The 12,417-nt window shown below is 44.3% G+C and carries 15 protein-coding genes and 1 pseudogene; 12 read left to right on the top strand and 4 right to left on the bottom strand.

Annotated elements, in window-relative coordinates:
• Positions 1-106: 106 nt before the first annotated feature.
• Entirely contained in the window at positions 107-715 is a 609-nt protein-coding gene (locus ACH19P_RS11995) for a transglycosylase SLT domain-containing protein (RefSeq protein ID WP_462158760.1), read from the top strand.
• 54 nt (positions 716-769) lie between these two features.
• Here the strand turns inward: ACH19P_RS11995 and ACH19P_RS11990 are convergent, their stop codons facing one another.
• The 3 genes from ACH19P_RS11990 to ACH19P_RS11980 form a co-directional block, all read right to left on the bottom strand.
• On the bottom strand, positions 770-1,606 hold the full coding sequence (locus ACH19P_RS11990) for a mechanosensitive ion channel family protein (protein ID WP_462158759.1): 837 nt from the start codon (positions 1,604-1,606) through the stop codon (positions 770-772).
• A gap of 67 nt (positions 1,607-1,673) precedes the next feature.
• Positions 1,674-2,951, bottom strand: coding sequence for an HlyC/CorC family transporter (locus ACH19P_RS11985; RefSeq protein WP_462158758.1), 1,278 nt, complete (start codon positions 2,949-2,951; stop codon positions 1,674-1,676).
• A 90-nt stretch (positions 2,952-3,041) separates the two neighbouring features.
• A complete protein-coding gene (locus ACH19P_RS11980; RefSeq protein ID WP_462158757.1) occupies positions 3,042-3,848 on the bottom strand; it encodes a cytochrome C assembly family protein in 807 nt (268 codons plus the stop codon).
• 359 nt (positions 3,849-4,207) lie between these two features.
• Here ACH19P_RS11980 and ffh point away from each other — a divergent pair, with 359 nt between their 5' ends.
• The 11 genes and pseudogenes from ffh (at position 4,208) to ACH19P_RS11925 (ending at position 11,277) form a co-directional block, all read left to right on the top strand.
• On the top strand, positions 4,208-5,590 hold the full coding sequence (gene ffh / locus ACH19P_RS11975) for a signal recognition particle protein (protein ID WP_462158756.1): 1,383 nt from the start codon (positions 4,208-4,210) through the stop codon (positions 5,588-5,590).
• A 110-nt stretch (positions 5,591-5,700) separates the two neighbouring features.
• Positions 5,701-6,228, top strand: a complete 528-nt coding sequence (locus tag ACH19P_RS11970; protein WP_462158755.1) for a DUF3750 domain-containing protein — start codon at positions 5,701-5,703, stop codon at positions 6,226-6,228.
• Positions 6,218-6,742, top strand: coding sequence for a GNAT family N-acetyltransferase (locus ACH19P_RS11965; protein ID WP_462158754.1), 525 nt, complete (start codon positions 6,218-6,220; stop codon positions 6,740-6,742). Before ACH19P_RS11970 ends, ACH19P_RS11965 begins: the two co-directional genes overlap by 11 nt.
• A 172-nt stretch (positions 6,743-6,914) precedes the next feature.
• Positions 6,915-7,163, top strand: a complete 249-nt coding sequence (rpsP, locus tag ACH19P_RS11960) for a 30S ribosomal protein S16 (RefSeq protein WP_063700145.1) — start codon at positions 6,915-6,917, stop codon at positions 7,161-7,163.
• 17 nt (positions 7,164-7,180) lie between these two features.
• Positions 7,181-7,717, top strand: coding sequence for a ribosome maturation factor RimM (gene rimM, locus ACH19P_RS11955; RefSeq protein WP_462158753.1), 537 nt, complete (start codon positions 7,181-7,183; stop codon positions 7,715-7,717).
• Positions 7,717-8,479 (top strand): annotated as a pseudogene (gene trmD / locus ACH19P_RS11950) (tRNA (guanosine(37)-N1)-methyltransferase TrmD). Before rimM ends, trmD begins: the two are co-directional and overlap by 1 nt.
• A gap of 33 nt (positions 8,480-8,512) precedes the next feature.
• Positions 8,513-8,872: a 50S ribosomal protein L19 gene (gene rplS / locus ACH19P_RS11945; protein ID WP_462158752.1), complete on the top strand. Its 360-nt coding sequence runs from the start codon at positions 8,513-8,515 to the stop codon at positions 8,870-8,872.
• Positions 8,873-9,093: 221 nt separating this feature from the next.
• Positions 9,094-10,233 carry a bifunctional chorismate mutase/prephenate dehydrogenase gene (gene tyrA / locus ACH19P_RS11940; protein ID WP_462158751.1) on the top strand — a complete coding sequence of 380 codons (1,140 nt, stop codon included), beginning with the start codon at positions 9,094-9,096 and terminating at the stop codon, positions 10,231-10,233.
• Between the two features lie 89 nt (positions 10,234-10,322).
• Positions 10,323-10,664 (top strand): hypothetical protein, encoded by a 342-nt coding sequence (locus ACH19P_RS11935; RefSeq protein WP_462158750.1) that lies wholly within the window; start codon positions 10,323-10,325, stop codon positions 10,662-10,664.
• Between the two features lie 28 nt (positions 10,665-10,692).
• Positions 10,693-11,019 carry a hypothetical protein gene (locus tag ACH19P_RS11930; protein WP_462158749.1) on the top strand — a complete coding sequence of 109 codons (327 nt, stop codon included), beginning with the start codon at positions 10,693-10,695 and terminating at the stop codon, positions 11,017-11,019.
• 78 nt (positions 11,020-11,097) lie between these two features.
• Positions 11,098-11,277 carry a hypothetical protein gene (locus ACH19P_RS11925; RefSeq protein WP_462158748.1) on the top strand — a complete coding sequence of 60 codons (180 nt, stop codon included), beginning with the start codon at positions 11,098-11,100 and terminating at the stop codon, positions 11,275-11,277.
• A 363-nt stretch (positions 11,278-11,640) separates the two neighbouring features.
• Here ACH19P_RS11925 and ACH19P_RS11920 read toward each other — a convergent pair whose 3' ends face one another.
• Positions 11,641-12,369 carry a methyltransferase family protein gene (locus tag ACH19P_RS11920; RefSeq protein ID WP_462158747.1) on the bottom strand — a complete coding sequence of 243 codons (729 nt, stop codon included), beginning with the start codon at positions 12,367-12,369 and terminating at the stop codon, positions 11,641-11,643.
• Positions 12,370-12,417: the final 48 nt, after the last annotated feature.

Here is a 12,417-nt window from a genome sequence, read left to right as displayed (position 1 = left end):
AAGCGCGGCTTAGGTGGCCGCGCAAATTATTCTACAGGGATGAAACAATGCTAAACTGCTGCATTCATATACTCAGACCTGAGCAAATTGAGTAAGTTCAAAAAAAATGAAAAAAATTTCTCTACTCATCTTAATCACTACCTTAATGACAGGTTGCGCTACCGCTCCACCTAAGCAACCTGATGATATTTGTAAGATTTTTGAAGAAAAAGAAGATTGGTATTTCGACGCGAAAGACGCGCAAGAAAAATGGGGCTCCCCTAAACATGTGCTGATGGCGATGATGTACCAAGAAAGTTCATTTAAGCATGATGCTGCACCTCCGATGGAATATTTCCTTGGTTTTATCCCCGTAGGACGTGCCAGCGATGCGTATGGTTACTCGCAAGCTAAAACCATGACATGGGATGACTATATCCGAGAAACAGGCAATGGTGGTGCTGATCGTGATGATTTTGACGACGCCATAGATTTTATGGCGTGGTTCGTATGGAAAACTCACCAAATGAATGGCGTCTCAAAATGGGATGCGTACGCACAGTATCTTAATTATCACGAAGGCTGGGGCGGCTACAAACGTGGGACCTACAAAAACAAAAAGTGGTTGATGTCTGTCGCCAACAAAGTAAAGACTCGCGCCAGTCGTTACAGCGCACAACTGAAACGTTGTGAAGCGGAGCTTGATAAAAACTGGCTTCAACGACTGTTTTCGTAACGGATAATAAGAAAGAAAAAACGGCGCTTGTGCGCCGTTTTTTGTATTTGCTTGCTATTGAGCCTGAGTCGGGAAAGTATGAATATACACATCGCGTTGTGGGAATGGGATTGTGATATCCGCCTCATCAAAGGCGATTTTCACACGCTCATACAGACCAAAATACACAGGCCAGTAGTTTTCAGATTTTACCCATGCCCATACTAGCATGCCTATATGACTGTCTCCGTGCTGGCTGACGTGTACAACTGGCTCAGGGTCCTCAAGTACCATGTCGTAGTCTTTAAGCACTGACATAAGCACGTCACGGGCTTTATGAACGTCATCGCCATAACTGATACCAAACTCGATATCGACGCGGCGATTTTCTTCGGCAAACAGGTTCTTCACAGTGCCATTGGAGAGCGCACCATTAGGAATAATTATTTTTTGATTGTCGTAGGTCAGTAACACAGTCACAAAAATCTGAATCTCGACCACCTTACCCATGTGACCTTGTGCTTCAATAACGTCACCCACTTTGAATGGTTTGAAGAATAGTATGAGCACACCGCCTGCAAAGTTGGCCAGGCTACCTTGTAGCGCCATACCTACTGCCAAACCAGCTGCACCCAGCATGGCAATGAAGGAGGTTGTTTCGACACCAATCATCGATGCTACAGAGATGAGTAAAAGAATCTTTAAGATGGCACCGATAAAGGACACTAAGAAGTGGGTGAGCCCTGGCTCGACCTTCATCTTGTTCATTGAACTCTCGCACATGCTAGCTACGCGGCCAATAGACCACCAACCAACAACGAGAACAATTAAGGCTAAAATAAACTTAGGGCCATATTGCATTAGCATTTCAATGGCGGTGTTGTAGATACTTTCGAGGGATATATCTGTCATCTGTGCTTTCCTTTTTTAGAGACTAAAGGTTATTAAAGCACAGATAACAGAAGATAAGCGTTTAAATCTAAGACTTTTTTCGTTTTTTAGGCGGTATAACGCGAACGAGTTTGATCATATTCTCTTTCACTTCCAGCACTTCGATTGGGTAACCCGCAATTTTCATCCCTAAGTTTGCATCAGGAATGTCCTCGAGGTACTCAACAATCAAGCCGCTCAGTGTCTTAGGACCATCAATGGGAAGCTTCCAACCCATCTCTTTGTTTAATTCGCGAATGTTGGCACTGCCTTCTACGATGACTGAGCCATCAGCTTGAACATCAGCTTCTTCACTTGGCGGGCGTGAGGTCGTTGTAGTGAAATCACCAACAACTTCTTCCAGAATATCCTCAAGAGTAACGAGACCTTGAATATCACCGTATTCATCCACTACAAGGCCGATACGTTCTTTAACTTGCTGGAATTTGTGTAACTGGGTATTCAGTGATGTGCCTTCTGGAATGAAGTAAATTTCACGCACAGCACGCAGTAGAGATGCTTTGTTGAATTGCTCTTTTGAAAGTAAGCGCAATGCATCGCGCGAATGAATAAAGCCTACAGCATCATCAATTTGGTCACGATATAGAAGTACACGGGTGTGTTGTATTTGTGTTAGTTGTTTACTGATCACTTTCCAGTCGTCATTGATATCAATCGCGTTAATCTCGTTACGCGGGATCATGATGTCTTCAACCGTGACTTGTTCCAAATCTAAAATGGAGGTCAACATGCTTTTGTGCTCCGCAGGGAGCATAGCACCCGCTTCGCTAACCACCGTTTTCAACTCTTCTTTACTCAAGCTGTGTTCTTCGACTTGCTCTGGGCTAAAACCTAACAAACGTAATAGGCCGTTGGTGATCCAATTTAAAGCCACAACAAAGGGAAGTGTTAACTTAAGCAAATACTTAAGGACAAACGAACTTGGGAAGGCAATTTTCTCAGGGTATAAAGCGGCAATCGTTTTTGGTGTAACCTCTGCAAAAACAAGCAAGATAAAGGTCAGGCCAAAAGTCGCTACGGCAAGGCCGACGACATCACCAAACAAGCGGATACCAATAATGGTTGCGATCGATGAAGCTGCAATATTAACGAGGTTGTTACCGATCAGAATAAGACCAATCAAACGATCTGGACGTTTAAGTAATGAACTTACACGTTTTGCACCAGAGTGATTGTGTTTTTCTAAGTGACGCAATCGATATTTGTTGATCGAAAGCATACCCGTTTCTGAGCTTGAGAAATAAGCGGAGAGTACTATTAACACTATTAGGGTTATAAATAACGTACTCGTCGATATGTCGTCCAAAGAGGGATCCTTTTGTTAAAAACCAGGGTATATTAAGCGGTACTCAACGTTCAGAGTCAAGTCTAGTCGCTGCTCGTTACAACTAAATGATTAAAAACGATGCAAAATCACTTCTTGTACAAAGCGACTTCCGAAGTAGGCAAGCGTCAATAATGCCGCACCTACCATGATGGTGAGCACAGATGATTTTCCTCGCCAACCGCGAGCTCGTCGACCGATTACGACGGCTAAAAAGACTGCCCAGGCAATAATAGAAAGCACTGTCTTATGAGCGTATTCTTTGCTGATCATCGAATCTACAAAAATAAACCCTGATGCAATAGCAATAGTGAGTAGAACTGTGCCGACGGTGACGAGCTGATAAAGCTGGCGCTCTACTACCATTAACGGTGGTAGGTGGCTGTACACGATAGCCAAGTCTTTGCGCTTGAGACGTTTGTCGATGAAATAAAATTGCACTGCGTACAATGTTGCTATTATCAACACGCAATACGCTAACAGTGATAATGAGATGTGCGCGACTAATTCAACTTCAAGCTGAATGTTTTGCACTATCATGTGATGCGGCATAAACAAACTGGCGAATAACAGTATTGCAGCAAAGCCATATACCACAGGTAAAAGTAGGGTTGCAGGGAATTTCAAAGATACTGCGGTAACGCTAAGCACGATAACCCAACAGGTTAATAAGGAAACATTTACGAAACTAACATCTTGCCCTGCACTGGTGAATACTGAATTCACGAGCAATACCATGTGCGTCAAAATAGCAAGAGTGCTCAGAATGACGGTTACCTTTTGGGAAGGTCCTTGGGCATGAAATAAGCGAGACAAAACGTGTGCGGTTGCCGCACCGTAAAAAATACAACTCAGTATTGTCAAAACTGTAATCAGCATGATGACCTTTATCAGGGATTAAATGAATGCTTTAAAAGGACATTGTATGTAAAGCGCACACGCTTGCCTAGATCTAATTACCCTCAGTGTCGGATCTGTCAGCGTGCTTAATGATGCTTCAATAGCATGTTATACATTGATTATGCCTTTTATACGGGGATTAACGCGTCTACCTATCTCAATTTTGGGAAAGATTCACTTTGGATACCGAAAATCCCAAGTACGTCGATATTGTTTTTTTAAAGCTTATATCGGGACCTGTGCTTAATTATGTGAATCCATTGCACTTGCCTCTGGGATTTGCCCCTCGCTTTCAGTTATAATCGGCAAAAATGTAAGTAGCAACGGACTCCTTAGCGATGTTTGAAAACCTTCAGGAACGATTAGGAAAAACCCTAAAAAATATCAGTGGCCGCGGCCGTCTTACCGAAGACAATATTAAAGAAACGCTGCGTGAAGTACGTATGGCGTTGCTTGAGGCCGATGTAGCGCTGCCTGTTGTACGTGAATTCGTAAAGCAGGTAAAAGAGCGTGCAGTGGGCACGGAAGTCACTAAAAGCTTAAGCCCTGGCCAGGTTTTCATTAAAATCGTCCGAGAAGAGCTTGAAAAAGCAATGGGTGAGGCAAATGAAGAGCTGAACCTTAATGCCCAGCCGCCAGCCGTTGTCATGATGGCGGGTCTTCAAGGTGCGGGTAAAACCACCAGTGTTGGTAAGCTTGCCAAATTCTTAAAAGAACGTAAAAAGAAATCTGTGCTAGTTGTGAGTGCTGACGTTTACCGTCCTGCTGCGATTAAACAGCTAGAAACACTTGCTGCTGAAGTAGATGTAGAATTCTTCCCAAGTGACATCAGTCAAAAACCAGTCGACATTGCGACTGGCGCAATTAGCCATGCGAAGAAAAAATTCATCGACGTCGTACTTGTGGATACAGCAGGTCGTTTGCATGTCGATAGCGACATGATGGATGAAATTAAAGAGCTCCATGCTGCTATCAATCCGATTGAGACGTTGTTTGTTGTTGACTCAATGACGGGTCAGGATGCCGCAAACACGGCTAAGGCATTTGATGAAGCATTGCCATTGTCAGGTGTGATTCTGACCAAAACGGACGGTGATGCGCGCGGTGGTGCTGCATTATCGATTCGACACATCACGGGTAAGCCCATTAAATTTATCGGTGTGGGTGAGCGCACAGATGCGTTAGAGCCTTTCCATCCCGATCGCGTAGCTTCTCGTATTCTTGGTATGGGTGACGTGTTGTCGCTTATCGAAGAAGTGGAGATGAAGGTTGATAAGGAAAAAGCCGCCAAGGTTGCTGACAAAGTATTTAAAGGCGACGGCTTTACCTTAGAAGATTTTGCAGATCAGTTGCGCCAAATGAAGAATATGGGCGGCATGATGTCCATGCTGGATAAACTGCCAGGTATGAATAATTTGCCAGATGCAGTGAAAGGCCAAATGAGCGATAAAACCTTTGTGCAAATGGAAGCCATTATCAATTCTATGACACCAAAGGAACGTGCTCGTCCAGAAATCATCAAGGGCTCTCGCAAAAAACGTATCGCTGCTGGCTCGGGTACGCAAGTACAAGAAATCAACAAGCTATTGAAGCAATTCACGCAAATGCAGAAAATGATGAAGAAGATGAAAGGCAAAGGCGGCATGATGAAAATGATGCGCGGCATGAAAGGCATGTTACCACCAGGTATGATGGGTGGACCAGGCGGCCCGAAATTCTAAAGTGTGAGTGAGTTAAAAAAGCGCGGTATCAATCGCGCTTTTTTTGTCGGTTTGCAAAGTGTTGTAGCACGTGAAATAGTGTAGGTGAATTTGCTCTAGTTGAATCTTGTATGCTCCGTATTGTCATCGTATTGCTTTTATTGTCGTTTGTATCAGGATGTGCCAAAAGTGATTGGCGTACAGCCAGTCGTGAACCTGCAGGTATTGCAATGCCTCTCACTCAGACAGAGGCTGCTATTGAGTTTTACGCCGCTGATGCATTTAGTTGGCGTGGTTGGTTCGCAGTACATACTTGGTTTGCGATTAAAGAAGAAGGTGCTCAGCAGTATACAGTGTATGAAGTAGTGGGTTGGGGTGTTGATAAAGGACGCAAGGCGCTACGAATTTACAAGACGGATACACCTGATAGATTTTGGTACGGAGCAAAACCAGAAAAGTTCTTGTCTATTACCGGAGCACGAGCACAGGAACTTATTCCAAAAATAGCTGAGGCTGCAAAGCGTTATCCCTGGGCTGATGAATACACATTATTTCCGGGCCCGAATAGTAATACTTTTCCTGCATGGATTGGATTACAAGTGCCTGAGCTAGAATTGGAAATGCCTTTTTCAGCAATTGGTAGTGGTTATGCTAAATAACGAACTCACCATGACGCTTCGTCCCTTTGTTGAGTCTGATATTGAATCGCTTGTCATTCTGCTCAATGACGGTGATGTGCAACGCTTTTTGTCACCGAAGATACCATTTCCTTATACCCATGAAGATGCAACTTGGTGGGTGGAGGAGGGTTCACGTGCAGGAATTACTCGCGCTGTAGAAGTCAATGGCGAGTTGGTTGGCTGCATTGGCGCGCTCGGTGGTGTGCATGAATACCAATATAGCGCAGAAGTAGGCTATTGGTTTGGCAAAGCGCATTGGGGTCAAGGTTTTGCCCACAAAGCATTGACGTTACTCATTGATGAAATCAAAAAAAGTAGCCAATGGGTACGCTTGTTCGCTTTGGTTTTTGAAGGCAATCAGGCTTCCGTTAATGTGCTACAAAAAAGTGGATTCGTGGAAGAAGGGCGTTTAACAGACGCGATTTGTAAAAATCAGCAATTTTTCGATGCCTATCTGTTTGCATTAATTTTAAACAGGCAAGCAGATGAATAATCACACTATCTACGGAAAATCTCCCAGAAGAATCAGTATTTAACTGACATAAACCATGCATTAAATGCAGTTCTTACTTGCATTGTGGCAAAAAATTCGTACAATTCCCCAGCTTCCCTCTATGGGGAAGTAAACTTATTAATGAAAACAGTCAATCTATTTAGAGGACGGTATGGTAACTATTCGTTTGCAACGTGGTGGCGCTAAGAAGCGTCCTTTCTATCAAATTGTGGTTGCGGATAGCCGTTTCTCGCGTGACGGTCGCTTCATCGAGAAAGTTGGTTTCTTTAACCCAATCGCTGCAGGTCAGGAAGAAAAAGTACGTTTAGATTTATCTCGTGTTGATCACTGGGTAGGTCAAGGCGCATCTCTTACAGATCGCGTAGCTAAGTTAGTTAAAGACGCTCGTAAAGCGGCTTAATAGGCGTAAGTGTAACCATGAGTCAACAAGAGCAAGCCTCTACAATCGTCGTTGGCAAACTCGGAGCCCCGTATGGGATTAAGGGTTGGCTTAAGGTACATTCATTTACTGATGATCCCGAAGGGATCTTCGATTTCAGCCCATGGTTGATAGGGCAACAAGGTAAATGGCAAACCTTTGAAGTGAGTGACTGGCGTCGTCACAACAAAGGCTTTATCGCTAAGTTCGCGCAAGTAAACGACAGAGACCAAGCAATGGCTTTCACCAATGTGGAAATCTCAGTGTATGCAGCGCAACTTCCAGAACTGCCTGATGGCGAGTTCTATTGGCGAGATCTCATCGGCATGGCCGTTGTAACCGATAAAGGTTATGACTTAGGTCAGGTCGATGACTTGATGGAGACAGGCTCAAACGATGTGCTAGTTGTGAAAGCAAATAGCAAAGATGCGTTTGGCAAGGGTGAGCGTTTAATCCCATTCTTAACCGATTCGGTTATTCAGATTGTGGACCATGAAGCTCGCCAAATTACTGTGGACTGGGACCCAGGTTTTTAATGGCGCAAGCACCTTTATGGGTTGGGGTGATTACTCTTTTCCCGAGATGTTTTCAGCTATTACTGAACAAGGCGTTACAGGCCGAGCAGTGAAGCGCGGTTTAATCGACTTTCACTGTTGGAACCCACGCGATTACGCAACGGATAAGCATCGTACAGTGGATGATCGCCCTTATGGCGGTGGTCCAGGCATGTTAATGATGGTCGAACCATTGAAGCAAGCCATACTCGATGCTAAAGCCGCAGCGGGCGAGGGAGCCAAAGTAATTTATATGTCGCCTCAAGGGCGAAAGCTAAATCAGCAAGGCGCGCAAGAGCTTGCTCTTAGCGACAAACTGATTTTAGTAGCTGGTCGTTACGAAGGTATAGATGAACGGATCATCGAGTCCTATATCGATGAAGAATGGTCGATTGGGGATTTTATCCTCAGCGGTGGTGAACTACCGGCCATGACATTAATTGACGCAGTAGCGCGATTAGTGCCAGGGGTGTTAGGTCATAACCAATCGGCTGAGCAAGACTCATTTTCGGATGGCTTGCTTGATTGTCCACACTATACTCGGCCAGAAATATTGGATGGTAAATCGGTTCCACCAGTTTTACTGAGCGGTAACCACCAAGAAATTGCGAAATGGCGGCTTAAGCAGTCACTCGGAAGGACTTGGAAAAGGCGTCCAGACTTGTTGCAAAACCTAGCTCTGACTGAGGAGCAAGCAAGTTTACTTGCTGAATATCAGCAAGAAACCGAATAGCTTGTGGCTAGAAGACAGTTACACCTAGGAAAGTGAGAAATAAAATGGCAAAAGTAAACCAAAATATTATTAAAGAGCTTGAAGCTGAACAGCTTAAGCAAGACATACCTGCGTTCGGCGCTGGTGACACAGTAGTTGTACAGGTACGTGTAAAAGAAGGTGAAAAAGAGCGTCTACAGGCCTTTGAAGGTGTTGTAATCGCTAAGCGTAACCGTGGCCTACACTCAGCATTCACAGTTCGTAAAATCTCGAGCGGTGAAGGCGTTGAGCGTGTATTCCAAACGCACAGCCCTCTTGTTAGCAGCATTGCAGTTAAACGCCGTGGTGCGGTTCGTCGCGCTAAGCTTTACTACTTGCGTGAGCGTTCTGGTAAATCTGCACGTATTAAAGAAAAACTTAATTAATACGCGCGTTTTACGAAAACGTGAGAAAACGGGTCAGCTAGCAATAGCTGGCCCGTTTTGGTTTTAAGCAGCGTTGATATCCACTCTATGTTACGGTGGGTGTGCGCGTATAACCGTTCGATTAATCAACATAGCCAACCAGTTCCCCCTTCAATTCCGGCTTTAATATGTTAGTATCGGTGTAATTAATAATTTACCCTATGTAATTTTAAGTTTACACAATGTCAGCCGAGCAGCAGTTAGCCCAATTACGCAGTGAAATAGATGCCTGCGACAGTGAATTAGTGCGTCTTTTAGCACAACGAAATCGAATTACCGAACAAGTCGGTAAAGTAAAACAGCGTTATGGTGAGCCACTTCACGCGCCAGATAGAGAAGCTAAATTAATCGCAGCAAGGCGCGAGCAAGCTAAAGAGCAGGGCGTCAATCCTGATTTGGTTGAAGATATATTGCGCCGCATGATGCGCGAGGCTTACCAAAATCAACAGAGTGAATTAGCGTGCGTTTGCCCTGAGCTAAGTCCGGTTGTAATCGTCGGTGGCCGAGGATCCATGGGGCAATTGTTCGCAAAGCAACTGACACGCAGTGGCGTTGAAGTGCGTATTCTTGATAAAGAGGAACAACAGCAAGGTCTTGCTGAGCAACTTATTCAAGGCGCCAAGTGCGTGATTGTCAGTGTGCCTATCAATGCAGTTAATGAAGTTGTTGCAGCACTCCCTGAGCTCGACGACGATGCTTTATTGGTCGACATCACCTCGGTTAAAGAAAAGCCCCTTGCAGCGCTTAAACGCAAGCACAGAGGCCCTGTGCTGGGCTTACACCCAATGTTTGGGCCAGATATCAGTCACTGGGTGAAACAAACCGTAGTGGTGTGTCCCGGCCGTCCGAGCGCTGCAGCAGACACACTGATCGCACAATTAAAGGTGTGGGGCTGTCAGCTAGTTGAAATGAGTGCACGCAAACACGATGAGGCGATGCAGATCATTCAGGTCATGCGCCACTTAACCACCTTTGTGTACGGCCAATTCCTTGCCCGCCAAGAACATAGTTTACAAGAAATCCGCGATTGCTCGTCGCCTATTTACCAGCTCGAATTGATGATGGTAGGGCGTTTATTCGCCCAAAGCCCTGAGTTATACAGCGACATTATGCTCGCTCAATTTGACCGAGTAGAGCCTTTGTTAGAAGCGTATCAAAATACCTATGAGCAAACGCTTAGTATGCTCAGAGATCGTGATAAAGATGCTTTGATAGACGCATTCAACCACGCTAAACATTTCTTCAGTGATGCGAGCGACCAATTTTTACGTCAAAGTAGGGCACTGTTGAATAAAGCCAATGATGCAAAGGTGTTGGATTAAGGTTTGAAGTAAGTCTGAAACTTTACGCTGTCAGCCAACTGGTATATCGGCTGACAGTTCTATCCTGAAGGCCCATCGAATTGCATTTTTTGAATTTGTTTACTAATTATTCAATAATAAAAATCAACGCGTTAGATTTTTCTACAGGGATAAGTAATATCGGACCGACAATTACGACATTGAAATCTACCTATTCTACTTTCTCGATTGTTATTGGCTGCTTGTTGTTGAGCTTCGGCTATCAAGGGCAGGGCAAAGTGTCGCTTGGTTCTTTGCAGCAAGTTGTCCGTGGTGAAATAGGCATTAGCGAAGTACTAGGGCATGCCGCGGTAGAAAAAAAGGCGCTCTCTAGAACCCGTTATTTTACATCCTACGATCTCAATGATCAGAAAACGTATTACTCCAAAATGATTCAACATCGTTATTTTTGATCCCTTGGTCGATGTTTTGGTGTATCAAATGGCCAGTGGCCATCTCGAGAAGGCGATTGTCCTGCTCAACGAACTAGGGTTTGGCGTATATTCATTGGGCAAACGGACCGACCAACGTGACAAGACAATCCAGGTAGAAGGTGCACACTACGCGTTATTGCATAACGGAAGCGCGATACGCAGTGAAAAGAAATTGGTGGAAGCCTTCTCTCAGTTATACAGCTACCAAGACATAAAAGAAGCATTGTCTGCGTTTGGTTTATTGCACAAATTTGATAGCCATCGGCTGCAACATAACAATGTAATTTTCGAATTCGATAATCAAGGGCGTTTTATCGAGATTCGATTCAGGTGATCTACTTCAACAAGGCGTGATCAAATTGCTGGACGCGAGCACTTAACTAATCTGATTATTAGTGAAAGGATAATGCCAATGATTTATCTTCGATTTTTCTTCTATGGTGCGCTGTTTTACGCCATCTTAGCCTTGTGTATTTCAATGCCTTTGTCCGCAGTTGCGACAATGGCGTTTATCGGTGGTGGTCTATTTACATTATCTTGTTGGGCTGTGCGCTTAATTTGCCGGATATTAAAGGAGCTAAAGCCGCAATGATGGATTTCATAGCGCTAGTGTCACCACTATTCGCCTTCGCCATCCCCTTTATTTACGCCAAGGTAAAGAAAGTTGATAACATTTTTTTGTTTTATGCCGCTGTGCTTGGCTTTTCAACCCTAATACAACTTCTCGTTGTTATCATACTATTACCAGTGATTGTTCTGAGTATATTCTTGATACCACAACTCGAGGCGTTCGATTTATCGTTAACGATATTTGCAGTGATTGATTGGGGTTATGCCCATGTTCAATGGCTTATTATTTTTATCATACCGCTGAACTATTATTTAAGCCGCGCTACCCATTGGCGGTACGCACTATTTGAGCAAAAGGTGTGCTCAAACAGCGCACACCAATAAGTTAGGGCACTTTTAAAAATGGTATCACCGCAGGTACTCTTCTTTTGTAATCCATATATACGTCACCAAAGCGGTGTATGAGTGATTTCTCTTCGAAATACAAGCCAATAAAAATGTAAATCGTGAACCCAAGTGATAGCATAAATTGTGTCATGCTCATGTAGGGAGTGGCCCACATTCCGAGTAGAATTCCAGTTTGAATTGGGTGGCGAACAATTTTATATAAAAACACTTCTTTAAATTGGTTCCCTTCATTAGGGTTCATCGAAATACTTTGTTTCAGCCCCATCAGATGAAAGTGGTCGATTTCGAATGTCGCCGCGACTAAAAAGAGCCATCCAAACACATGCAATGCGCGCAAGGCAATCGCGAGTACTTCGTTGTTGGTGCTCCACACAACCCCAGATAGTGGTTGCCAGAATAAGCAAAAAGCGAACATAAATAATCCCGAAACCAATACATATAGACTGCGCTCAAGGGCTGGTGAGATATATTCAGCGAGTTTGTCTTTAAACCTGCTTCGCGCAGCGATGCTGTGGTGCAGAGCAAATAACAAAAGAATGATTAAGTTGATCGTGACTGCGGTGGTAGTGTTGTCTGCTATCGGGCGAGAGTTTATGTGAACCACAAGGAAACTCCAGCCACCCATGAACAACATAAACGCACTTAAACCGCCTAACCCCACGAGATAACATACAATCCCAACCACAGAAGAGGTGACCTTATTCATGATATTGACCTCCTTCGCCCTAGGGGTAAGCGAACTTAAGCGCTCACG

Source organism: Pseudoalteromonas sp. GB56, from assembly GCF_054923835.1.
The sequence above is the reverse complement of the archived record's forward strand: the minus strand, read 5'-3'. Positions and strand labels throughout refer to the sequence as shown.

Coding starts and splice junctions, on each gene's coding strand:
- ACH19P_RS11995 (WP_462158760.1), top strand. CDS start 107: ATGAAAAAAATTTCTCTACTCATCTTAATCACTACCTTAATGACAGGT.
- ACH19P_RS11990 (WP_462158759.1), bottom strand. CDS start 1,606: ATGACAGATATATCCCTCGAAAGTATCTACAACACCGCCATTGAAATG.
- ACH19P_RS11980 (WP_462158757.1), bottom strand. CDS start 3,848: ATGCTGATTACAGTTTTGACAATACTGAGTTGTATTTTTTACGGTGCG.
- ffh (WP_462158756.1), top strand. CDS start 4,208: ATGTTTGAAAACCTTCAGGAACGATTAGGAAAAACCCTAAAAAATATC.
- ACH19P_RS11970 (WP_462158755.1), top strand. CDS start 5,701: ATGCTCCGTATTGTCATCGTATTGCTTTTATTGTCGTTTGTATCAGGA.
- ACH19P_RS11965 (WP_462158754.1), top strand. CDS start 6,218: ATGCTAAATAACGAACTCACCATGACGCTTCGTCCCTTTGTTGAGTCT.
- rpsP (WP_063700145.1), top strand. CDS start 6,915: ATGGTAACTATTCGTTTGCAACGTGGTGGCGCTAAGAAGCGTCCTTTC.
- rimM (WP_462158753.1), top strand. CDS start 7,181: ATGAGTCAACAAGAGCAAGCCTCTACAATCGTCGTTGGCAAACTCGGA.
- rplS (WP_462158752.1), top strand. CDS start 8,513: ATGGCAAAAGTAAACCAAAATATTATTAAAGAGCTTGAAGCTGAACAG.
- tyrA (WP_462158751.1), top strand. CDS start 9,094: ATGTCAGCCGAGCAGCAGTTAGCCCAATTACGCAGTGAAATAGATGCC.
- ACH19P_RS11930 (WP_462158749.1), top strand. CDS start 10,693: ATGGCCAGTGGCCATCTCGAGAAGGCGATTGTCCTGCTCAACGAACTA.
- ACH19P_RS11925 (WP_462158748.1), top strand. CDS start 11,098: ATGATTTATCTTCGATTTTTCTTCTATGGTGCGCTGTTTTACGCCATC.
- ACH19P_RS11920 (WP_462158747.1), bottom strand. CDS start 12,369: ATGAATAAGGTCACCTCTTCTGTGGTTGGGATTGTATGTTATCTCGTG.